This is a genomic window from Sphaerisporangium melleum, assembly GCF_014646695.1.
GTDB lineage: Bacteria > Actinomycetota > Actinomycetes > Streptosporangiales > Streptosporangiaceae > Sphaerisporangium > Sphaerisporangium melleum.
Map to the genome: position 1 here is coordinate 191,702 of NZ_BMNT01000001.1, position 22,369 is coordinate 214,070.

Annotated in this window: 13 protein-coding genes; 5 read left to right on the plus strand and 8 right to left on the minus strand. The window is 71.4% G+C overall.

Annotated elements, in window-relative coordinates:
- Nucleotides 1-5: 5 nt before the first annotated feature.
- Entirely contained in the window at nt 6-1,094 is a 1,089-nt protein-coding gene (locus IEY93_RS01255; protein ID WP_229690760.1) for a glycosyltransferase family 4 protein, read from the minus strand.
- Between the two features lie 549 nt (nt 1,095-1,643).
- On the opposite strand from IEY93_RS01255, the gene IEY93_RS01260 reads away from it, so the two are divergent.
- Nucleotides 1,644-1,970, plus strand: coding sequence for a hypothetical protein (locus tag IEY93_RS01260; RefSeq protein ID WP_189161034.1), 327 nt, complete (start codon nt 1,644-1,646; stop codon nt 1,968-1,970).
- A 78-nt stretch (nt 1,971-2,048) separates the two neighbouring features.
- Here IEY93_RS01260 and IEY93_RS01265 read toward each other — a convergent pair whose 3' ends face one another.
- The 3 genes from IEY93_RS01265 to IEY93_RS01275 all read right to left on the minus strand — a co-directional run bounded on the left by IEY93_RS01265 (nt 2,049) and on the right by IEY93_RS01275 (nt 8,213).
- Complete coding sequence (locus tag IEY93_RS01265) at nt 2,049-4,286, minus strand: amino acid adenylation domain-containing protein (protein WP_189161035.1); 2,238 nt, start codon at nt 4,284-4,286, stop codon at nt 2,049-2,051.
- A gap of 97 nt (nt 4,287-4,383) precedes the next feature.
- Nucleotides 4,384-6,483, minus strand: a complete 2,100-nt coding sequence (locus IEY93_RS01270; protein ID WP_307837533.1) for an ABC transporter ATP-binding protein — start codon at nt 6,481-6,483, stop codon at nt 4,384-4,386.
- Nucleotides 6,480-8,213, minus strand: coding sequence for an ABC transporter ATP-binding protein (locus IEY93_RS01275; RefSeq protein WP_189161036.1), 1,734 nt, complete (start codon nt 8,211-8,213; stop codon nt 6,480-6,482). Before IEY93_RS01275 ends, IEY93_RS01270 begins: the two co-directional genes overlap by 4 nt.
- 1,350 nt (nt 8,214-9,563) lie before the next feature.
- Here IEY93_RS01275 and IEY93_RS01280 point away from each other — a divergent pair.
- The 3 genes from IEY93_RS01280 (at nt 9,564) to IEY93_RS01290 (ending at nt 13,376) form a co-directional block, all read left to right on the plus strand.
- Nucleotides 9,564-10,403 carry an AraC family transcriptional regulator gene (locus IEY93_RS01280; RefSeq protein ID WP_189161037.1) on the plus strand — a complete coding sequence of 280 codons (840 nt, stop codon included), beginning with the start codon at nt 9,564-9,566 and terminating at the stop codon, nt 10,401-10,403.
- A gap of 1 nt (nt 10,404) precedes the next feature.
- Nucleotides 10,405-10,818, plus strand: coding sequence for a VOC family protein (locus IEY93_RS01285; protein ID WP_189161038.1), 414 nt, complete (start codon nt 10,405-10,407; stop codon nt 10,816-10,818).
- A gap of 452 nt (nt 10,819-11,270) precedes the next feature.
- Entirely contained in the window at nt 11,271-13,376 is a 2,106-nt protein-coding gene (locus IEY93_RS01290) for a tetratricopeptide repeat protein (RefSeq protein ID WP_189161039.1), read from the plus strand.
- Between the two features lie 76 nt (nt 13,377-13,452).
- Here the strand turns inward: IEY93_RS01290 and IEY93_RS01295 are convergent, their stop codons facing one another.
- The 3 genes from IEY93_RS01295 to IEY93_RS01305 all read right to left on the minus strand — a co-directional run bounded on the left by IEY93_RS01295 (nt 13,453) and on the right by IEY93_RS01305 (nt 16,752).
- Nucleotides 13,453-14,442, minus strand: a complete 990-nt coding sequence (locus IEY93_RS01295) for a carbohydrate kinase family protein (RefSeq protein WP_189161040.1) — start codon at nt 14,440-14,442, stop codon at nt 13,453-13,455.
- The gene (locus tag IEY93_RS01300; RefSeq protein ID WP_189161041.1) at nt 14,442-15,125 is read right to left on the minus strand and encodes a hypothetical protein; all 684 of its coding nucleotides are present in this window, start codon (nt 15,123-15,125) and stop codon (nt 14,442-14,444) included. Before IEY93_RS01300 ends, IEY93_RS01295 begins: the two co-directional genes overlap by 1 nt.
- Nucleotides 15,126-15,459: 334 nt before the next feature.
- The gene (locus IEY93_RS01305; protein ID WP_189161042.1) at nt 15,460-16,752 is read right to left on the minus strand and encodes a hypothetical protein; all 1,293 of its coding nucleotides are present in this window, start codon (nt 16,750-16,752) and stop codon (nt 15,460-15,462) included.
- 358 nt (nt 16,753-17,110) lie between these two features.
- Here IEY93_RS01305 and IEY93_RS01310 point away from each other — a divergent pair, with 358 nt between their 5' ends.
- Complete coding sequence (locus tag IEY93_RS01310; protein WP_189161043.1) at nt 17,111-20,248, plus strand: AfsR/SARP family transcriptional regulator; 3,138 nt, start codon at nt 17,111-17,113, stop codon at nt 20,246-20,248.
- Between the two features lie 481 nt (nt 20,249-20,729).
- Here IEY93_RS01310 and IEY93_RS01315 read toward each other — a convergent pair whose 3' ends face one another.
- Nucleotides 20,730-22,268 carry an ABC transporter substrate-binding protein gene (locus IEY93_RS01315; protein ID WP_189161044.1) on the minus strand — a complete coding sequence of 513 codons (1,539 nt, stop codon included), beginning with the start codon at nt 22,266-22,268 and terminating at the stop codon, nt 20,730-20,732.
- Nucleotides 22,269-22,369 lie beyond the last annotated feature (101 nt).

The following is a 22,369-nucleotide window of genomic DNA, read 5'->3' on the forward strand; positions in this document are numbered from 1 at the left end:
GCTGATCAGGCCGGGGAACCCGTGGGCCTGGCTTGGGCGGGGGTGGTGGAGCCGGTCACCGATCGGTAGAGGGCGAGCAGTTCGCCACAGAGGGCAGGCCAGCTCCGGCCGAGGACGGACGCGCGCGCCTGCGCCCCCATGCGGCGACGGGCCGCCGGGTCGTCCACCAGGGCCGCCACGGCGCGCCGCATCTCCGTGGGATCGTCCGGCGGGTAGAGCAGCCCGTTGCCGCCCGGCCGGACGAGGTCCAGCGGGCCGCCCGCGGCCGCGGCCACGACCGGCACCCCGGTGGCCAGCGCCTCCTGCACGGCCTGGCAGTACGTCTCATCGCGGCCCGTGTGCACGAAGACGTCGAACGACGCCAGGATGCGCGACAGATCTGCCCCGGTGCGCAGGCCACAGAAGACGGCGCGTGGCAGGAGCCGCCGCAGGCGGGGCTCGGCGGGCCCGTCGCCCACGATCACCAGGCGGGTCCCGGGCAGGCCGTCCAGCTTGGCGAGCAGGTGGACGCGCTTGTCGGCGGCCAGCCGGCCCACGTACCCGACGACGACCTCGCCCGCGGGAGCCAGTTCGCTCCGCAGCGCCTCCGACCGGTGCCGCGGATGGAACCGGTCGAGGTCCACACCACGGCCCCACAGCGACAGCCGCGGGATGCCGTGCCCGCGCAGTTGCTCGATCGTCGCGGTGGAGGGCGCCAGGGTGAGCGCAGCCCGCCCGTGGATGTGCCGCAGCCAGGACCAGATGAGCCGGTCCGTGCCGCGCAGGCCGTACTGCCGGGCGAAGCCGGCGAGATCGGTCTGGAACACCGCGACCGCCGGCACCCCCAACCGGAGCGCGGCGGTCAGCCCGGCCGCGCCGAGCACCGTGGGAGAGGCCAGGTGGACGACGTCGGGACGGAACTTCCCGATCGACCGGCGGATCGCGCCGCTCGGCACGCCCACCCGGAAGGAGCGGTAGAAGGGCAGCCGGAAGGCGGGAGTGCGGTGGACCGGGAACCCGGCGTAGGAGGGCGGGCCCGGGTCGGGCGCCACCACCATCGCCTCGTGGCCGTGCCCGGCGAGGTAGGCGAGCAGATGACACAGCGAGTTCGTCACCCCGTTCACCTGTGGAAGGAAGGACTCCGAAACGACGGCGACCCTCATGCCCTCACCTGCCCTCCCTGTCGTGGCCTCGGCCGGTCACACGGCCGCGGCCGTCGCGCTGGAAATCGCGGCCCCGGCCGTAACCGGCGCCGGCGCCGGTTCGGGCTGATCCCGCGCCGCGTCCGCGCCGGCGCATCGCGTGATCACGTCCAGCTCCGCTCGGAGCACGTTGTCGAGCGCCTGCGTCCGGCCGCGTACTTCGTGCGCTGACTTTGCGCAGGACGAGCCGGCAGAAGTCCGGCAGGCCGTCCCCGGCACGCGCGGGCCGGGAACGGCACGCGGTCTGGGTGAAACCTCACGATGCCCGCCACAGGAATCGTGTGGCAGCGGACCACCCACCGAGATAACCGGACATGACGCGAACACGAAGCTTGTTCGACATGCCAGCATCGGTCCACCGGCCATCGGGAGCGTGGCCGGTGGCGAAGTGAGACGGATGTGAGACTTCGCGGGCGGCGGCCGTTGTTACGTTCGGGGCACCAGGCCACAAAGGAGGTCAACGTGTCCATCGTCCGAGGAATCCGCAACAGCGCCGTCGCCACCCTGATCGGCGCCGCGAGCCTCGTCGCTCTGGCGACGCAGCGGGCCGACGCCGCCGTCGATCCCGCGAGTTGCGTGTACGGCTACAACCTCTCCATCCCGCAGATCTCCGCGACCTGCACCAACCCGACCCCGACCGGCTGGTATCTGCGGGTCGAGTGCGAAACCCCTCGCGGCACCATCGTCCGCGTGAACGGCACCTTGGTGTACGGCCCCGGCCGGGGCACCTCTCTGGCGCGCTGCCCCAGCAACACCGAACTCGGCCAGAGCTTCCTCATCAACGTCTGACGCGCACCCGGCCTCGATTGCCGGCGGAAGCCGCGGCAGGGCAGGAGGGGGCCGCGGCTTCCGCCGGGCAGGGCTGCGTCAGGGCGACGGAATGTCGGCGCGCCAGCGGACGATCTCCGTCAGGCGGCGCAGGCCGTGCTCCAGGCGCCGGAAGTAGGTCGCCCGGCTCAGGTGCAGCCGGTGGGCGATCAGGTCGTGCCCCCCGGCGCGCCGCAGGTAGTACAGCGTCAGGATCTGCGCGGCCTCCACGTCCACCGGCGACCGGGACGAGGCCAGCGCCTCGATCTCCCGCCGCAGGAACGCCACGAGCGCGGACGGAGACCGCAGCCCGGGGATCGCGGACAGCGGGCCGGCCGACAGTTCGCGCGGGTCGGTCAGGTGACTCAGCGCGTCGCGGACCATTCCCGGCGACACCTCGCCACCGCCGAGGCCGGCGCCGGCCCGCGCCGCCGGGTCCCGTTCCAGTCGCCGCAGCCACGCGGGGATCTCGGACCGGCCGAACGTCCGGGCGTACACCTCGCTCCTGCGCCCGCAGCGGAAGAAGTCCTCGTGGGTGTCACCGATGCGGCGCAAACCCAGGTGGGCGGATAATCGCTGGTAGGGCGGCCACGGCGTGGAGACGATGACGCCCCCGCTCGCCATGGCGGTGGTCAGGATGTGCCGGAGCATGGCCGCTCGGGCCGCCGGATGACGTTCCGCCGTGACCATCATGCCCACGAGCACCCCCTCCGCCGTCCCGTCGTCCCAGCCGCGGCCGTCATCGTCCTGACCGGGCTCCGGGACCGTGAGGCCGCGATGGCGTGCGTCCCGGACGTCACCGGCGAGTGCCGCCGCGTGCTGCTGGAGCAGAGGTTCCAGCACGGACGCGCCGCCCGCGCCGGCGCGCGTGAGATTGGCCATGCACAGCGGCCGGTCGTCGGCGTCGACGACGAGGTGAAAGCGGCTGCCGGGCGAGGTCATCCACAGTTCGAGCATCCGGTCGGTGCGCCGCCGGTCCAGCGTCTCCATCTCCCGCCAGCGGTGGGTCAGCCGGACGATGGCGTCCTCGTCCGCCGCGGTGGCGAGCCGGACGCGCAGCGGGCTCGGCATCCGGGGGTAGAACGCCTGGCGGATGTGCGGTGGCGCGGACAGGCGAAGCACCTGGTCGGCGAGCTTCGCGCGCAGGTGCGGGTCCTCGGTGCCGCCGATCTGCCGCCGGCGGTGCGCGGCGCCCGCGACCAGCACGCGCCGGGCGGTCACCGGATGCCGCCACCGGTACGCCAGCTCGAAGATCGTGCGGTACGGCTCGGCCACCACCAGCCCGTGCGCCTCGGCCAGGACCACGCTCAGCCCGGCGAGCCGGTCGAACTCCGCCGCGCCGCCGGAGACCTCCGGCCGATCGAACCCTTTCCGGGGAACGGAACCGCCCGGCCGATCGGAATCGTCCGGGAGACCGGAATCGTCCGGCCGGGCGTCTTGATCCGGCCGGTCGCGTTCGCCTGAGGGACGTCCCCTTCGATACGGGGTCTTCTCCCACGGCCGCTCGCCGACGAGAGCGGCGAGCAGGTCGGCGTCGGCGCCGCCGACCGCCGCGACGACCGGGAGCGCGCCGGCCCCGCCGTCGCCGGTGGTCTCGGTGGCGAGCCGCCGGATCAGTTCCCCGGCCACGGCGTCGGCGAGGGCGCCCACCGCGTCGGCCGTCACCCCTGCGGCGAGCGCGCGGCGCAGGCGGTCGGCGACGAGCGGGACGCCGCCGGACAGGTCGGTGATGAGATCCAGCTCGGCGGGGTCGCGGACGCCCTGAACCCACGCGAGATCGCGCACGGCGTCGCGGCTCCACGGCCCGAGCCGCACGGTCTCGACGGGACGCTCCGCCCAGCCGGGCCGGGAGGCCAGGGGCCTGCGCCCGGCGACCAGGACACCCGTCCCGGGTGGCAGGGTGCCGGTCAGGCGGCGGACGGCCGAGGCCGTCACGTCGCGGTCGACCCCGTCGAAGACCAGCAGCCCACCGGCCCCCGGCCGGGCGTCCCCGGTCGCCGCGGCGGCCGTCCCGAGCCCGTCCGCCGCGCCCGTCCCCAACGGGAGCGGCACGGCTGCGGACGGCGCGAACGCCGGCAGCCCGGATTCGGGCGGCGGGGATGGGGAGCGTACCGAGCCGGGCGGTGGCGTGGCGGACAGGTCCACGACGCGAGCGGAGAGTGTGGCGAGCAGCCGGCTCTTGCCCATGCCGAGCGGCCCGCAGAGGTTGACGACGGCGACCGGATCACCGGAGCGTTCGGCGCGCGCCAGCGCCTCCAGCAGCCGGGACCGGGACCCGTCGTCACCGGCGACCATCACCGGCAAACCGTAACAACAACCACATCGGCGCCGCAGGAGGAAGTTCGTCTCCTCCTGCGGCGCCGATGTGCGGGACCGGACGGTGCCTGCCTGCGGGCTACGTTCCGGTTCCCTCGTCGGCCGGGACGAGGGCGCCGCTGAACTGGGCGGAGTACAGGCGGTGGTAGGCGCCGCCCGCGGCGAGGAGCTCGTCGTGGGTGCCGTGCTCGACGATGCGGCCGGCCTCCATGACCAGGATGAGGTCGGCGTCGCGGATGGTCGACAGCCGGTGGGCGATGACGAAGCTGGTGCGGTCGGTGCGCAGCGCGGCCATCGCGTGCTGCACCAGCACCTCGGTGCGGGTGTCGACCGAGCTGGTCGCCTCGTCCAGGATGAGCAGGGACGGGTCGGCCAGGAAGGCGCGCGCGATGGTGATGAGCTGCTTCTCGCCTGCGCTGACGTTTCCGCCCTCGTCGTCGATGACCGTGTCGTACCCGTCGGGCAGCGTGCGGACGAACCGGTCGACGAACGTGGCCCGCGCGGCGGCCTCGATCTGCTCCGCGGTGGCCTGCGGGCTGCCGTAGGCGATGTTGTCGCGGATGGTGCCGCCGAACAGCCAGGTGTCCTGGAGCACCATGCCGATCTGCGAGCGCAGGTCGTCACGGCTCATCGCCGTGATGTCCACCCCGTCCAGGGTGATGCGGCCGCCGTCCAGCTCGTAGAAGCGCATGACCAGGTTGACCAGCGTGGTCTTGCCGGCGCCGGTCGGGCCGACGATCGCGACGGTGTGCCCGGGCTCGGCCACCAGCGACAGGTCCTCGATGAGCGGCTTGTCCGGGTCGTAGCTGAAGGACACCTGCTCGAACTCGACGCGCCCGCGCCGGGCGGTGGGGCGCACCGGCTCGGCCGGGTCGGGCTCCTGCTCCTCGGCGTCCAGCAGCTCGAAGACGCGCTCGGCCGACGCCACCCCCGACTGCAGCAGGTTGGCCATGGAGGCGACCTGGGTGAGCGGCTGGGTGAACTGCCGGGAGTACTGGATGAAGGCCTGGACGTCGCCCAGGCTCATCGCGCCGGTGGCGACCCGGACGGCTCCGACGACGGCGACGGCGACGTAGTTGAGGTTCCCGATGAACATCATCAGCGGCATGATGATGCCGGAGATGAACTGCGCGCCGAAGCTCGCCTTGTACAGCTGCTCGTTGCGCTCCTTGAAGACCTCCTCGACCTCCGGGCCGCGGCCGAACACCTTCACCAGCTCGTGGCCGGTGAACGCCTCCTCGATGTGGGCGTTCAGGCCGCCGGTGTGCGCCCACTGGGCGACGAACAGCTTCTGCGAGCGCTTGGCGACCAGGCCGGTCACCACCATCGACAGCGGGATGGTGACCAGCGCGATCACCGCGAGCAGCGGCGAGATCACGAACATCATCGCGAGCACGCCGATCACGGTGAGCAGCGAGGTGAGGAGCTGGCTCAGTGTCTGCTGCAGGGTCTGGGACACGTTGTCGATGTCGTTGGTGACCCGGCTGAGCAGCTCGCCGCGCGGCTGTCCGTCGAAGAACTTCAGCGGGAGCCGGTGCAGCTTGGCCTCGACGTCGGCGCGCAGCCGGAACACCGTGCGCTGGGTGGCGTCGTTGAGCAGGTAGCCCTGCAGCCAGCCGAACACCGACGCCGCGACGAAGAGGCCGAGGGCCCAGGTCAGGACGGTGGCCAGCGCCTGGAAGTCGATGCCGTGCCCGGGGATGAGGTCCATGCGGGCGAGCATCTCGGCGAAGTCGCCGTGGCCGGAGGCGCGGGCCGCCTCGACGGCCTGCTCCTTGGTCGTCCCGGCGGGGAACTGGCGTCCGATGATGCCGTTGAAGATGATGTCGGTCGCCCGGCCGAGGATCTTCGGCCCGATGACGGAGAACACCACGCTGACCACGGCCAGGGCGATGACGGCGATGATGCGCGGGCGCTCGGGGTCCAGCCGGTGGATGAGCCGCCGGGCGGACGGGCCGAAGTTCAGCGACTTCTCCGCCGGCATGCCGCCACCGCCGAACGGGCCCCGTCCGAACGGTCCGCCGCCGGCCGGCGGGCGGGGCGGCGCGACCATCGTGCCCGGCCGTCCCCCGGGACCTGCGCCCGGCGCGGTGGCGGGCGGCTTGTCCTGCGCGCCGGCGGTCGCGTCCGGCCGGTCGCTCACGCCGCGTTCCCCCTGGCCTTCCTGCACCCGGCTCATGCCGCACTCCCCGCGGTCAGCTGGGACTCCACGATCTCGACGTAGGTCGGGCAGGTCTCCAGCAGGTGGTCATGGGTGCCGATGCCGACGATCATCCCGTCGTCCAGGACGATGATCTGGTCGGCGTCGGCGATGGTGGAGACGCGCTGGCCGACGATGACGACCGCGGCCTGCGCCGTGTACGGGCGCAGCGCGGCGCGCAGCCGCGCGTCGGTGGCGAGGTCCAGCGCCGAGAACGCGTCGTCGAACAGGTAGATCTCGGGTCTGCTGACCAGGGCCCGGGCGATGGAGAGTCGCTGGCGCTGACCGCCGGAGACGTTGGTGCCGCCCTGCGCGATCGGCGCCTGCAGCCCCTCGGGCATCGCCTCGACGAAGTCACGGGCCTGGGCGACCTCCAGGGCCTCCCACAGCTCCTCGTCGGTCGCGTCCGGGTTGCCGTAGCGCAGGTTGCTGGCGATGGTGCCGCTGAACAGGTACGGCTTCTGCGGCACCAGGCCGATGCGGGTCCAGAGCATCTGCGGGTCCAGCTCGCGCACGTCGACGCCGTCGACCAGGACGGCGCCCTCACTGGCGTCGAACAGCCGGGGCACCAGGTTGACCAGCGTGGTCTTGCCCGACCCCGTGCTGCCGATGATGGCCGTGGTCTGCCCGGCGCTCACCTGGAAGGAGATGCCGCACAGCACCGGCGCCGCCGCACCCGGATAGCGGAACTCCACGTCGCGCAGCTCCAGCCGCCCATGGGTCGCCACCTCGCGCACCGGGCGTTCCGCCGGGCGGACGGAGGAGTCGGTGCCCAGCACCTCGCCGATGCGCTCGGCGCAGACGGCCGCCCGGGGGATCATGATCGAGATGAAGGTGGCCATCATCATCGACATGAGGATCTGCATCAGGTACATGAGGAAGGCCGTCAGGGCGCCGACCTGGATGTCGCCGCCGTCCACCCGCGCCGCGCCGAACCAGAGCACCGCGACGCTGGAGGCGTTCAGGATGATCATCACGGTCGGGAAGATCAGCGCGGTGAGCCGCCCGACGCTGAGCGCGGTCGCGGTCAGCGCGCTGTTCGCCTCGCCGAAGCGGCGGGTCTCCTCGCGCTCGCGGACGAAGGCCCGCACCACCCGGATGCCGGTGAGCTGCTCGCGCAGCACCCGGTTGACCTCGTCGATGCGAGTCTGCATCGCGCGGAACTGCGGCACCATGCGCACGACGATGAGACCGATCGAGACCAGCAGCACCGGGACGCACACCAGCATGAGCCAGGACAGGCCGATGTCCTGCCGCAGCGCCATGATGATGCCGCCGATGCCCATGATCGGCGCGGCGACCAGCATCGTGCAGGTCATCACGACCAGCATCTGCACCTGCTGGACGTCGTTGGTGCTGCGGGTGATCAGCGATGGCGCGCCGAACTCGGCGACCTCGCGGGTCGAGAAGCCGACCACCCGGTGGAACACCGCCGCCCGCACGTCGCGTCCGTACGCCGCGGCGACCTTGGCCCCGAAGTACACCGCCGCGATCGAGCAGGCGATCTGCACCAGGGACACGGTGAGCATCCAGCCTCCGGCGCCCAGGATGTATCCGGTGTCGCCGGTGGCCACGCCACGGTCGATGATGTCGGCGTTCAGGCTGGGCAGGTACAGCGAGGCGATCGTCCCGACGAGCTGAAAGAACACCACGGCCGCCAGCTCCGTGCCGTACGGCCGCAGGTAGTCGCGCAGCAACCGGCTCAACATGTCCGCATCCCTTAACCCCCGGCCCCGTACAGCCTGAAAATCACCGGGGGTCACGCTATAGGAGGACGTGACCCGGTGGCGGACATTTTTCACCCAGCGAAATCCGTGGAGATCGGCTGCTCGCCCCGGTCAGGCGCGACCTTGACGGCGCCACCCCGTGCGACAGGCCACCGCGCGTCCGAGCCGGACCGGGACGCCATGCACGACCGGGTCGCCGCCCTCCATCGGCTGCGCCGCGAACCGGCGAGCCGGTCATCGGCGTGGGCGGCGGACATCTGTACGCGGCCGTGCCGGCCCGCGGCCTCGCCGAGGCGGCGGACACCGCCCGGCTCGCCCGCGGAGTGCACATCGGCTGGGGAACGGTTTCGGCCGGTGTGCGGTCTGCCGGAGTTGTTGTGAAATGGCCCGAGAAATCAGCTGAATACCGCTTAATCCACCAGTCGAAAGGCTTGACAATAACGCTCCCGACTTTTGCCCGCGCGGCATGACCGCACGCGGCGCCTCGGCTAGCGTCTTTCGACATGGCCGTCGATTCGGCGCATCCCTTTGTGAGCCGTTCCGGCGCGCCGTGAGTCCAGGCAGCATGCCGGGCTCGATCAGCGATACGGAGATCTCCTATGCTCAAGAACGCTCTCGCCGCCGGCGCACTCGCGGCGTTCGGCCTCATCGTTCCCGCAGCGATGTCGGCCGTTCCGGCGCAGGCCGCCGAGGCTCAGGCGGCGAACGCGAGGACCGATTCCCTTTCCACCCGCCATTCCTGCTACCTGCTGCCCGACGGGCGATACATCGGCAACTGCTTCGCCGGCGGCCCCTATTTCTACCAGTGGTACACGAATTACCCGTACGGCCGGCCCTATTGGTACCCGGGCTACCTGCCCGGTCACTGGTGGCCCGGCTACCGTCCCCCGCACTGGCCCGGCTACCCCGGCCATCCCATTCCCGGTCGTCCCATTCCCGGCCGTCCCATTCCCGGCCGTCCCCTCCCCGGTCCCGGCGGGCCTGCCCATCCCTTGCCGATCCCGGGCGGCCCACACGGCCCGGGCCTTCCCGGCGGTCCAGGCCATCCCCTTCCCATTCCGGGCGGCCCGGGCGGCATGGGTCACCCCGGCCCCGGCCCGGGCGGCCCAGGAGGGCCGGGTCACCCAGGCCGCCGCTAGCCCGTCCGCGGCCGGCGTCGCCGCTTGACGCACGGGAGACCGGCCGGAACGGCGCACCTGGCGCGTTCCGGCCGGTCTCCCGCGGTCCCGCCCTCTCGGAGCCCGTCCCGGCGAAGGAGCGGACGCGAGGTAGGTTCCAGATGACGGCGGGCCGCAGCGACGTGGCGGCGTACACGCACGGGAGGACGACGTCATGCAGATGGTGCCCGGGACGCCGGCCCCCGCGCTCCGCCCGCTCATCAGGCATTACCACGGCTACCACGAGCGGGACGCCGCGCCGGGCCGCCACCGGGGGCTGCCGTCGCCGTACCTGACGGTCATCGTCACCCTGGACGACCCGCTCACCGTCGCGGCCCATCCCGACCCGGCGCAGACACCGGGGCGGTACGACACCCTGGTCGGCGGCCTGCACACCTCACCTGCCCTGATCACCCACGAGGGCCGGCAGGCGGGGGTGCAGATCGCGCTGAGCCCGCTCGGCGCGCGCGCCCTGTTCGGCCTGCCCGCGGGCGCCCTGGGCAACCTCGATGTGGACGCGAGCGCCCTCCTCGGCCGGACCGCCCACGAACTGCACGACCGGCTGAACTCCGCGCCGGGCTGGGCGGCACGCTTCCGCGTCCTGGACGAGCTGCTGCTGCGCCACGCCGATCTCGGGCGCGCCGTTCCCCGTGAGGTCACCCGGGCCTGGCGGTCGCTGCTGTCCACCGGCGGCGGCGTCCCGGTCGCCGACCTCGCCCGCGAGACCGGCTGGAGCACCCGCCACCTCAGCGCGCGGTTCGCCACCGAGACGGGTCTCACCCCCAAGGCCGCCGCCCGGGTCATCCGGTTCGACCGGGCCCGCCGCGAGCTGCAACGCCGGGCGGGCACCGGCCGCCCCGTGCTGGCCGACCTCGCCGCCGAGTTCGGGTACTACGACCAGGCACATCTGGCCCGCGAGTTCCGCGACCTGGCGGGCTGCCCGCCGTCCCGGTGGCTGGCCGAGGAGTTCCGAAACGTCCAAGCCGCCGCGACGCCCTCCGGCGAGACTCGATGACATGACACAGACACCACCTCCCCAGGTCTGGCCGACGCTGCGGGCCCGTGACGCCCGCGGGCTCATCGCCTTCCTCGTCGAGGCGTTCGGCTTCGAGGAGACCGTCGTGTACGGCGAGGGCGACCGCGTCGACCACGCGCAACTCGACTGGCCGCTGGGCGGCGGCGTCATGCTCGGCTCCGACCGCGAGCGCGGCGCGGACAACCCCTGGTGGCTGCCGCCGGGCACCTTCGGCGCCTACGTCGTCACCGACGAGCCGGACGCGCTGTTCGCCCGGGCCACGGCGGCCGGGGCCGAACCGCTGTACCCGCCACGCGACACCGATTACGGCGCCCGCGAGTTCGCCGTGCGCGACCCGGAGGGCAACCTGTGGTCCTTCGGCACCTACCGCGGCGAAGCACGCAAGACCCGGTAGCCTCCGTGCCGTTCCGCCTCACCCGCCACGCGACCGCGTCGCCGATCCGCGTGGCACGAGACCGTCCCTCCAAGCTCATCGAGCTGTACGGAGACCCATCCGTCGCGCGCCCGCCCGGAGGGCGCCGTCGCCGCGACGACGCGGTCGCGTCCGGCTTGGCACGTCGTCGACCTCGCACGCCCGCCGAGCCGGACGAGCGCGCCGCCCTCCGGCCTGCGTCCCCGCTGAGCAGGGGAATCGCCGACGGTCCGTAGAGCCCTTGTCAAGCCGGATACCGAGATCTGCCTTGACGGGGTGTTCGGGGCGAGCAAGCATGAGAGTCCGTTTCGCAGTGACAGGGGGATCGTCATCCGCCGTCCCGGGATCGCACGCCGCTCGTCACCACGCTCCGCCGCACCGGCGGGGTTCCGGTCCTCCGGCGGCTTTCCCGTTCCCCGGCCGCGCGCAGGGCGATGAACGGCGGTTCCGGCGGCGACGACGTCCGTGACGGTCACGTGAACGACGTCAGCGGGACGCTGCACGGGCCGCTGGTGCAGGCACGCGAGATCCATGGCGGCATCCAGGTCCACCACGGGTTCGAACCCCTCCCCCCGCCGTTCCAGCTCCCGGCGGCCGGCATCCTGGTCGGCCGGGACGAGGCGCTGGCCGCGCTGGACGCGGTCCGCACCGACGAACAGGGGGCGGGGGTGCCCAAGGTCGCCCTGGTCAGCGGCCCGGCCGGCATCGGCAAGACCGCGGTCGCGCTGCACTGGGCGCACCGCGAACGCCCGTCGTTCCCGGACGGCCAGCTGTACGCCGACCTGCGCGGGCACGCCGCCGACGAGCCGGTCGAGCCGGCGGAGGTCCTGGGCCGGTTCATCCGCGCGTTCGGCATCGCCCCCGAACGCATCCCGGCCGGTCTCGCCGAGCGTGCGGCGCTCTACCAGTCGCTCGTCAGCGCGCGCCGTGTCGTCGTCGTGCTGGACGACGTCCTCTCCGCCGCCCAGGTTGCGCCGCTGCTGCCCGCGAGCGCGCTCGGCATGGCCGTCGTCACCAGCCGGTGGCGGCTCGCCGGGCTGCTCATGCGCGGCGCCCGCGGCGTCCGGCTCGACCGGCTCACCACCGAGGGAGCGCTGGACCTGCTCTGCCGCACCCTCGGCGACGACCGGGCCGAACGCGAGCCGCGGGCCGCCCGCGAGCTGGTCGAGCTGTGCTCGGGTTTCCCGCTGGCGCTGTGCGTGGCCGCGGCGCGGCTCGCCACCAGGCCGAGCTGGGAACTGACCGAGATGGTGGACGCCCTGCGCCATGAACGCCGGCGCCTGCACGCCCTCGCGGTCGAGGAGGAGATCACCATCCAGGCCACCCTGACGCTCTCCTACCGGGGCCTGCCTCCGGACGCCGCCCGGGTCTACCGGCTGCTCGCGCTCTTCCCGGGCCCCGCCTTCGACGACCAGGGCGCCGCCGCCACGGCCGGCCTGCCCCGGGCACGCGTCCGCCACCTGCTCGGCGTGCTGGTGGACGCCAACCTGCTGGACGACGTCCCCGGCGGCTACCACCGGTACCACGACCTCACCCTGCTCCACGCGCGCGACATGGCCGAGCAGACCGAGAGCCCGGCGGTCCGGGACGAGACCGTGCGGCGGGCCCTGGACTGGTTCCTGCACGCCACCCTCGCCGCGAGCGCCGCCGTCCTGCCGTACCGCCGCCTGCCGGAGCCGGAAACGGACCACCCGCCCGCCGAGCCCATCGCCTTCTCCGGCCGGGAGCAGGCCCTGGACTGGCTGGAGCACGAGTTCGCCGGCGTGCGCGCCGCCGCCCGAACCGCGTTCGAGGTGGGAGCGTTCCAGACGGCTTGGCGGCTGGTCGACGCGATCTGGCCGCTGTTCCTCTACCGCGGTCACCACGCCGAACGGCTGGCGGTGGACCGGCTCGGGCTCGAGGCGGCACGTGCCTGCTCCGACACCCGGGCCGAGGCGAAGATGCTGAACCGCACCGGACTGGCACTGCGCGACCTCGGCCGGCCGGCGGAGGCCGCCGAGGACTTCCGCGCGGCGCTGGAGCTGTGGCGGCGGCTCGGCGACGTCCAGCGCGTCGCGAGCACGCTGCGACGACTCGGCCTGGTCGAGCGGGACCTGGGCCGCACCGACGTGGCGATCGAGCTGTTCGGTGAGGCGCTGGAACGTTACCGAGCACAGGGCGAGTCCCGCAAAGTCGCGCTCACCCTCTGCGACCTCGGCGAACTGCTGATAACGAAGGGCTGCGAGGACGAGGCCCTCGCGCCACTGACCGAGGCGCGTGAGCTGCTCGCCACGCGGGCCGACGACCCGCACAACCAGGCGCGCGCGCTCATCCTCCTCGGCCGGGCCCACACCGCGGACGGCGCCACCGCCACCCGGCTGCTGACGCAAGGGCTGACCCTGATGCGCGACATCGGCTCGGCCACCGGAGAACTGCTGGCCCTACGCGCCCTCGGCGACCTCGCCGCCGCCGAAGGCCTTACCGACGAGGCACGCCACTATCACGACCAGGCACGCCGCCTCGCCGAGCGCTCCGGCATCACCAGCACCCCACTCAGATGAGCTCGTCCAGCGTCGATGGATCTTTGCGGCTCCAGGTGCACAGGTGTGATGATGGCGGCAGGGCTCAGCGGGCGCGCTAGGAGGTCTCGTCGCAGGTCAAGCGCCGGCACGTGAGCCGTGGTGAGTGGGCTCGCTGCAGTTCCGCCAGTTGCTCGCCGGTCAGGGAGGCCTCGACCGGGAGCCGATGGCCGATCTTCCAGCCCGCGTGGGTGACGGCGGATCGCAGGGCGCGGGCGGGGTCCTGGGTGCGCAGCCATGTGCGCAGGAAGGTGGCGAACAGCGCGTCGCCCGCCCCCGAGGTGTTGACGACCCCGCCCGGCGCGACCGCCGCCACCTCCAGCAGTCGTCCGTCTCGGGTCCCTAGTAAGGCTCCTCGCGCGCCGAGCCCCACACCGGCGAGCCGGCAGCGCGGATAGCGGTCCAGCAGGCGCGCCACCCACGTCTCCGGCGGCCAGGGCAGGCGCTCATGGCTGCAGAAGACGACGTCTGCGGCCTCCAGCCAGGGCCGGTTGTACTCGTCGTCGAGGTCGGCGATCAGGTGGACGTCCACCGCGATGGGCACGCCGAGCCGCGCGGCCGGACCGACCAGCGGGCGGACGAACTTCGCGTTCGTCAGGACCAGCAGATCGGCGTCGCGCGCCGCCGCCCGCAGCGTTGCGAACGGGTAGGGAACGTGGTCGACCGGCTCCAGATGGGGCAGCCCCATCCGGCTCCCGTCCGGGGCGACGAGCACGACTCCGAGCGACGACTCCTCACCCTCCACCACGCCCGTACCGAGAAGCCCGCACTGGTCCAACTCCGCCCGTATCGCCGTCCCGGCGGTGTCCCGGCCCACGACCGTGCACAGGCGGACGTCCTCCCCGAGCGCGCCCAGGATGCGTGCGATGTGCCCGGCCGCCCCCAACACCCCGGCGGCCATCCAGCGCTGTCTGCCCTTGGACGCGTAGGCCAGGGGGAACTCCGGCACCCCGGCCGACAGATAGAGGCTGGCCACCCCCGCCACCACGATCTTCCGGGCAGGCGAGAAGTCCTCGTTCGCGAACTCGCCCCGGCAGTCGGCGCCCATCACATCCTCCTCCAGACCTGCGACGACAAAGAACCGGTGAGGCTGATCCGTGCCCGTCCGCCGACCTCCAGCGACCCGGGCTCAGCGCCGTCCGGCCGGGCGGCGTACCTGCCGTGGACCACCGACGCCGTGGTCAGGCAGTCCAGCGGCAGGCCGGCCACCAGCCACCCGTACAGGAAGGACCCGTAGAGCGCGGGTCCCGGGGCCGCGCCCGCGGCCTGGCGGCCGGTCACCTCGGTGATCCTGGCCAACCGGCCGCCCCGCAGCCCGGCCAGGCAGCCGTGCCGCCGCCGGCCGGTCGCGACCTCGCACCCCGGATAGCGGTCGAGGATGCGGGTCACCCGGTGCGCCGGGAACGGGTAGGCGCGGCGCACCGCGCCCACGACCACGTCCGCGACGTTGTGCCAGGCCTCCCCCAGCCCGTCGTCCAGGTGGACGACGACGTGCAGTCCTTCGGAGAGGAGGGTGCCCGCCGGCATCGCGCAGAAGCTCCGCGAGCCGGTGAAGAGCATCAGATGCGGCTCGCGCAACGGGCCTTCGCGCGGCAGCACCAGCATCGCGGGCGCCGGCTCGCCCACCGCCGCATCCGCCTCCGGATCCGGGCACTCCCGGCTCATCCGGAACGCCTCCCGCAACCGGAACAGATGAACCCCGACCAGCTTCTCCAGCACAACCGCCTCCATTCGCCCCTCAACGACCGACCACCCCGGCCGACCAGCCAAGCCCCGCCCCGACCACCCGCCGCCCAAAGCGTCCGCCACCTTCTTCCTCCCGCCCGCTTCTTCCTCCCGCCCGCCCGTGCCGGTCCCCTCGCCGCACGCCGCACAGCGACCGACTCCCCTCCCCTCCGCCGACCGCGCAGGGCCCGGCCCAGCACCCCGCCCAGAACAACCGCCGCACACCTCCCTCCCGGCCACCCGACGGGCCCTCCAGCGGCGCCGCGGCGGCGGGATGGGGTACGGCGAAGGCCGGCGCCACCGTACGGCGGGAAGCCGGCGAGCCCCGGCCGGCCAGGCGTCAGGCGCGGCGTCGGATCGGGGGCCACCAGCGTGCCGGCACATCGTTCTCCGCCGCCGTCACCCCTCCGCCACCGGAACAGGTCGCGCAGTTCACGCTGCCGGGGCCGCGTTCCTCCGCCGGACCGGGCGCGGCGACGTCCCACGGCCGGCGGCCCAGCAGGTACGGCACCGCGGCGGGCGGAGTGACGGTGATGGTCGCGGGCTGGGGCAGCTCCAGCAGCCGGTACATCAACCGCCGCATGTTGCGGTCGAAGTGACCCGGCTCCGAGGTGATGCGCGCGGCCACGCCCTCGTACCGGCCGGCGCTCGCCCGGTCACGCGCCACGGCGAACTGCTCCCGCAGCGGCCCGTCTGCCGACAGGCGCGGCGCGACGGCGGCCAGCTCGCCGGCCGGGGACGCAGGATCGACGTCGGAGTCGGCGAACTCCGCGAGCAGCACCGGAACCCCCGCCGCCGTCGCGTACGCCGTCACCGACCCGTGGTCCCCGATCACCAGGTCGGCGGCGGCCAGCACCCCGCGCCAGTCCGCGCCCGGCGGCACCAGCCCAAGGCCGTGTCGCAGGCCGTCGGCAAGCCAGGTCCGCACCTGCCAGACACCGTGGGCGAACCAAATGTTCGGGTGCAACAGCACCACGACGCGGAACTCGCGGCCCGGCAACTCGGCGAGCAGCCGGGACAGCAGCTCAGACGAACGCGCGAACAGCGATCGCGGCCCCCAGGTCGAACTGACCACCACGAGGGTCTCGTCCGGCCGCACCGCGAGCGCCCTGCGGTAGGCGTCCCGGTGCGCCAGGCTCGCCATCAGCCGGTCGAACGACGGGTCACCGACCACGTCGGCCACCGGAACGGCCTCCGGGCAGGACCGGCCGAGCGTCCCGAGCTCGGCCGCGTGCGGCAGCGCGATCGCGGCCGGGACGACCTCGCCGTCGTGCATCAGCCGTTGCGCGTCGAGCCCGTAAACGCCAGGCTTGCCACCGACCGGCCTCCTGCCCGCCGATCCGACCCCGACGGCCCCGCCGTCCACGACGCGCAAGCCGGCCCGCCCCCGCGCCCGCTTGCTGAACCCGGCGCCGTGTGGCATGACGACCAGCGGCGCGTGCACCTCGTGGATCGCCCCCAGGCTCGCGGCGAGCGCGAGGTCGAACCACTGGCGCGTCGCCTGTTCCCAGGTGATGCAAGGTCCGCGCAGACCGTGCAAGAACTCGGCAACGCCGTTGCCGAAGACATCGGGTGCGGCCGTGAACACGACCTGGATCCGCAGGTCGTTCTCCACCAGTCGCAGAGCGTCCATCAGTCGCTGCCCCGAGGTCACCGTGTGGACCACCGCGAGAACCGATTTGCAGTCCGGGCGGGTCACCCACCTGTGCGCGTCGATCCCGATCGGAACCGAACGCCATTCCTGACCACCAGACATTTGGCTTCCGTCTCCCCCTCGCCGGTCACCGGCACCGGGGCGAGGCCTCCTCGCCCTCGTGCACAAGCCTGCACGGCGGGACTTGCGGAAACCCTTGCGGCGGCCTTGCGGTTTACCAGCGGTGCCACTTCCAGCAAGATCCGCATTTACCCACTTCCGCGGGGACCCTGGATCGAGCGGCGCGGAGATGATATTAATCCGGACAAAGGGGCGGCGTCCCGAGAAGGGACTTCGAATGGAATTTCGCATTCTCGGCAAGCTGGAGTTGCGCTTCCAGGATCAGAATCACGATTTCGGCTGGACCAAAGCACGCCAGGTCATGGCCGTTCTCCTGCTGACACCGGGGCACCCGGTGTCAGACAGGTCGCTCGTCGCGAAGCTGTGGGACGGCGAGCCACTGGACGCCGCATCCGTTTTACGGCCCGTCGTGTCCCGCCTGAGAAGGCGCCTACGGGAAATCGGCGCGACGGGTGGATCCAACGGTGAGCTCCTCCGCCGCATTTCCGGGGCGTACATATTGGAAACGGACGCCGAAAACATCGATTACCATCGGTTCCTCCGACTGTGCAAGGACGCACAGGCATCGGCGGAAAGCGGTGATATCGAGCACGCCCTCCGGCTGTATCACGACGCGGAGAGCCTGTGGCGCGGAGAGCCGCTGAACGGCCTGCCGGGAACGTGGGCCGAGACGACCCGCCAAACCCTCCAGGAAGACAAGCTTCGCGCCGTCACCGAGCGAATCGCTCTAGAGCTCGGGCGCGGACTCCATAACCAACTCGTCCCGGAACTGCACGACCTGGTGGCCCGCTTTCCCCTGGACGAGACACTTGTCGAACTTCTCATGCGAGCGTTGTACGCGAGCGGCCGGCAGGCCGACGCGCTCTCGGCCTACCGGCGGGCTCGCGAACGCCTCGTCGGCGAGTTCGCCATCGAGCCGAGCGCCGAACTGTGTGACCTGCATCAACGCATCCTTCTCCATGATCCCTCACTTGCCGCGCCCCACCCCCGGTCTACTTCGGGGCCGACCGCACCCAACTACCTGCCGGTCGATCCGCTCACGTTCACCGGTAGGAGGGGGGAGCTTGCCACCCTGACCTCCGACCGTGTGCTCGGCGGGACAGCGGTGCCCGTCCTGGCCATCGACGGCATGGCGGGTGTCGGTAAAACCACACTCGCCGTCCATCTCGCTCACCATCTCGCCCCCCGCTATTCGGACGGCCTGCTGTATCTCGACTTGCAGGGGCACAACGCCACACACAAAGCAGTCGAACCCGCCGCCGCCCTGGATCGGCTGTTGCGCCAACTCGGGATACCCGGAACGGAAATCCCGGATGAGCTGGACACACGGGCTGCGAGATGGCGCAGAGAACTCGCCGGGCGCAGGGTCCTCGTCGTCCTGGACGATGCGAGCGGCCATCAGCAGATCCGCCACCTGCTCCCAGGCGAGCCAGGTTGCCTGGTCATCGTCACCAGCCGACGCCGACTGTCGGGGCTGGAGGGTGCCGAGCCCTTCCCCTTGGAAGTCCTGCAGCCTGAGGACGCCGCCGAACTCTTCCATCGTGCCGCCGGTACTCACCGCGAACGGGAACCCGAGCACGTCACCAAAGTGATCCGGCTCTGCGGGCACCTCCCTCTCGCGATCCAACTGGTCGGCAGCCGGCTACGGCACCGCCCTACATGGACCGTCGCCGACCTGGCCGCGCGCCTGAGCCTGGACAGCCAGCGCCTCGCCGAGATCAGAACCGAGAACCGGGAGATCAGCGCCGCCTTCGAACTGTCCTTTGACGCGTTGACCCCGTTCCAGCAGTGGGCGTTCACTCGCCTCGGTTTCCACCCAGGCACCGAATTCACTCCGCACTGCGTGGCGGTACTGCTCGACCGTCCGCTCGCCGACGCCGAACGGTTTCTCGAAGACCTCGTCGATTACCACCTGATCACCGAACCGCGCCACGGGCGATACCGCCTGCACGACCTGATCCGCGACTATGCCGTCTCACTCGCGAGCCGCAAGTCGGAGAGCGAACGTACCGGGGCGGTGCGCCGCGTCCTCGACTATCACCTTTTTCTCGCCGACCGTGCGGACCGGCTTCTCTATCAGCACCGCACCCGCATCCCCGTGAATCTCGATCTTCCCCCGCGGACACATCCCGACATCGAGACCACCGACCAAGCCGGGACATGGTTGGCCACGGAACTGGACGACCTCTTGCGCCTAACGCGTTACGCCGCCGACCACGGCTGGATCCGCCACTCCGCGCTCTTCCCCCACGTGCTGGGCCGCCATCTCAGCTCCTGGGGTCATTGGACCGAAGCCGTCACCCTCCACCAGATCGCGATCGACGCCTGGCTGCGGCTTGACGACCAGCGTGGTACGGCTCGGGCCATGACCGACCTCGGCGAGACGCTATGGGAGGCCGGGAGGCTGGACGAAAGTCTCGGCCTGGCGACACGGGCTTTGTCCATGCAGATCGCGCTGGACGACCAGCACGGTATCGCCGAACTTCTGGACCTGAGCGGCCGGGTCCATTGGGACCGCTCCGAGCTGGATGTGGCGCTGCGATTCCTGCAGCAAGGGCTGGACATCAGAAGAAAGATCCAGGATCGCTCAGGTGTGGCCAAGAGCCTGAACCACATCGCCGGGCTCGCGCATGACAAAGGGGACTATCGAACGGCGTCCGACCGGCTGCGAGAAGTCCTCGCACTACATGAGGCGGACAGCGATCTGCGCGGCCGTCTGGTGGTGCTGAACAATCTCGGTGAGACGGAGGCACGGCTGGGCAACCTCAGCGCCGCCCTGCGCAACTACGAGCGGGCCGCGACACTGACCTCTGAGATGACCCCCAAGGACAAGGCGGGCCTGTTGCACAACACGGCCAGCGTGCTCCAGCAGTTGGGGCGGCATGAAGAGGCGCTGGAGCGATATCAGGAAGCCCTCCGCACCTATGTCGGCATCGGCGACGGCCGCCGGGAGGCACAGACCCTTAACAGCATCGGCTCTTGCTACACCGACATGGGACGCGCCGGCCAGGCGATCATCCACCACCAGAAGGCCCTCAGCATCACCAGAGAGCTGAACGCCCGCCAGGAAGAGATCCGTGCTCTCCTGGGCATCGGAGACGCTCACGACCGTACCGACCGGCACGAAACCGCACTGTGCTTCTTCAGCGAAGGACTGCAGGTCGCGCAGGCCATCGGCGATGTCCACCAGGAAGCCAACTGCCTCGATCGGATGGGATCCGCGGCGGAACGAACCGGTGATCTCCAACATGCCCGGCGCCTGTGGCAGCGAGCGCTTGCCCTTTATGATCATCTCGAGATGCCCGAGGCTCAGCCTCTGCGGACGCGGCTGCGCGACCTGTCAGAAGAGTCTTAGCCGGAGGGCACGCGCTGTGCCCCTGTGGCACAGTCGAGACACCTTGACGAAGCCTCCGACCGAGAAAAGGGACATCGTCGCAGACAAGGTACATTTCCGGACAGATGCCACCAGGTACTGAAACAGTGGTGGATGCAGTGATCTTTGACTAAGATCCGGTCCATGTCTTTTCGACAAAGAAGCCGGACCAAATTGGCGCCACAGTCGGTTGGGAAGATCGTACGCGTGGCCGCCGCCCTCGGAACGGCAGGAGTGCTGCTGACGTCGAGCATCTGGCTCTTCCACGAGCCACCGAAGACGCAGTCGACCGCGATGAGCAGCGTCAGCATATCGGCATGAATAAGACGGAAAGGGCGGGATCATCCCGCCCTTTCCGCATGTCAGCCGCCATCTCGGTAAGTGACGGCCCATATCTTTCTCAGTGCGAGACCATGCCCCCAGCCTCCAGAGGCGAGCACCCTGTGGGGGGTGGCGAGGCGGGTCAGGCCTTGACTGTGCGGATGTCGAGCAGGCCGTATGGGGTCAGTTGGACGTTGGACACGTTCTCGGAGTACCCGACCTTACTGCGGTAGAAGAACAGGGGGATGGCCGGCATGTCGGCGGCCAGCACCTTCTCGGCGCGCCGGTAGAGCGAGGCCGCCTTCGTCTTCGAGGTGGTGCGATCGGCCGCGTCCAGCAGCGCGTCGAACCTCCGGTTGCTGTACTCGCCGTAGTTGTACTCGCTGCCGGTGCGATAGGTGGACAGTACGTCGGCCAGGTGCAGGCCGTCCTCGACCCAGGCCCAGCGGGACATCCCCTTGGGTGAGCCGTCGGCCATGAGTTCGAGGAGCGCGCCGAAGGTCGCCTTCCCCTTGGGGACCACCTTCAGCTTGCCGCGGAACGTCTTGGTCACGGCCTTCGCCACCAGCTTGACCCAGTCTCCGTGCCCGCCGTCCTCGTTGTAGTAGAGCGCGAACTCCTTGGGCGGGGTGAAGCCGGCGGCCTGGGCCTTGGCCAGCGCGGCGCGGGCGGCGGCCGGGTCGTAGCGGCAGGCCTTGCCGCAGGCGCCCGCGGCACGACCGGGCGTCGGCGGCGGGATGAAGGAGTCCGCCGGTACGCGTGCCCCTTGGAACGGCTTCACGACCTCGTCCCGGGGGATCGCCATGGAGATCGCCCTGCGGAAGTCGGCGTTCCCCGCGACCTTGCGGTGGGCCATGGGCATGCTGAGCATGTGGACGCCCGGGTACGGCCGCTCCAACACCCGGCCGTTGAGGCCGGTGGTCCGTGGCAGGTCGGGCAGAAAGTCGATCTCGCCGCGGACAAGCGCCTTGTAGGCGTCGTCCCAGACGTCGAAGGAACGATAGACGATCTTGGCGACCTGGGGCTTCGCCGCGCCGCCGTACCCGTCGAACCGCTCCACCGTGATCTGATCGCCTGAGCGCGAGACGAATCGGAACGGCCCATCGCCCACGGGCTTGCGCCGGTAGGCGGCACGGTCCTTGAAGAACATGTCGGGCAGCGGCGCGAAGGCCGAGTTGGTGAGCAGGCTCACGAATCCGCCGTACGGCCGGGCCAGCGTGATGGTGAAGGCGTGGTCGCCGAGCACCTTCAGCCCGGCCAGCCCGCGTGACGCGGTGACCTTGTCATAGCCCGCGATACGTGTGAAGTATCCAGAGCCGTCCTGGTCGCCGCTGACGGCGTGGTTCCAGGCGCGGACGAAATTGCGGGCCTTTACCTCGCTGCCGTCGTGGAAGCGCCAGCCCTTCTTCAGCCGTACGGTGAAGACTTTGTTGTCCTTGGTGGTGATGGACGACGCGACGGCGAGCCGGGTGGCGGCCGTGCCCGGGATGTACTCCACGAGCCCGGTGAACATGGCGGAGACGGCCTCGGACCCGCACTCGGCGCCTTGCTCGGCCGGCTCCAGAAGGCGGCCGGGAGGACAGATGGCGACGGCGATCTCGCCGGCCGCGGCCGTCACGGACGTGCGCTGGGCCGTGACCTCGGCCGACGCGTCCCCGATCAAGCCGGTGGTGCAGGACACGGACACAAGCCCCAGCACCCCGGCTAAGCGGGCTTTTCTCCGGGCGAACATGATGACCTCCAAGAAATCAGAAAAATAACCATAGGGGAGCCGCGCCTCGC

Bases quoted from the DNA above. Each gene is read 5' to 3' on its own strand.
- IEY93_RS01270 (WP_307837533.1), bottom strand. From the start codon at position 6,483: ATGAGCCGGGTGCAGGAAGGCCAGGGGGAACGCGGCGTGAGCGACCGG.
- IEY93_RS01275 (WP_189161036.1), bottom strand. From the start codon at position 8,213: ATGTTGAGCCGGTTGCTGCGCGACTACCTGCGGCCGTACGGCACGGAG.
- IEY93_RS01280 (WP_189161037.1), top strand. From the start codon at position 9,564: ATGCAGATGGTGCCCGGGACGCCGGCCCCCGCGCTCCGCCCGCTCATC.
- IEY93_RS01285 (WP_189161038.1), top strand. From the start codon at position 10,405: ATGACACAGACACCACCTCCCCAGGTCTGGCCGACGCTGCGGGCCCGT.
- IEY93_RS01290 (WP_189161039.1), top strand. From the start codon at position 11,271: ATGAACGGCGGTTCCGGCGGCGACGACGTCCGTGACGGTCACGTGAAC.
- IEY93_RS01295 (WP_189161040.1), bottom strand. From the start codon at position 14,442: ATGGGCGCCGACTGCCGGGGCGAGTTCGCGAACGAGGACTTCTCGCCT.
- IEY93_RS01300 (WP_189161041.1), bottom strand. From the start codon at position 15,125: ATGGAGGCGGTTGTGCTGGAGAAGCTGGTCGGGGTTCATCTGTTCCGG.
- IEY93_RS01305 (WP_189161042.1), bottom strand. From the start codon at position 16,752: ATGGACGCTCTGCGACTGGTGGAGAACGACCTGCGGATCCAGGTCGTG.
- IEY93_RS01310 (WP_189161043.1), top strand. From the start codon at position 17,111: ATGGAATTTCGCATTCTCGGCAAGCTGGAGTTGCGCTTCCAGGATCAG.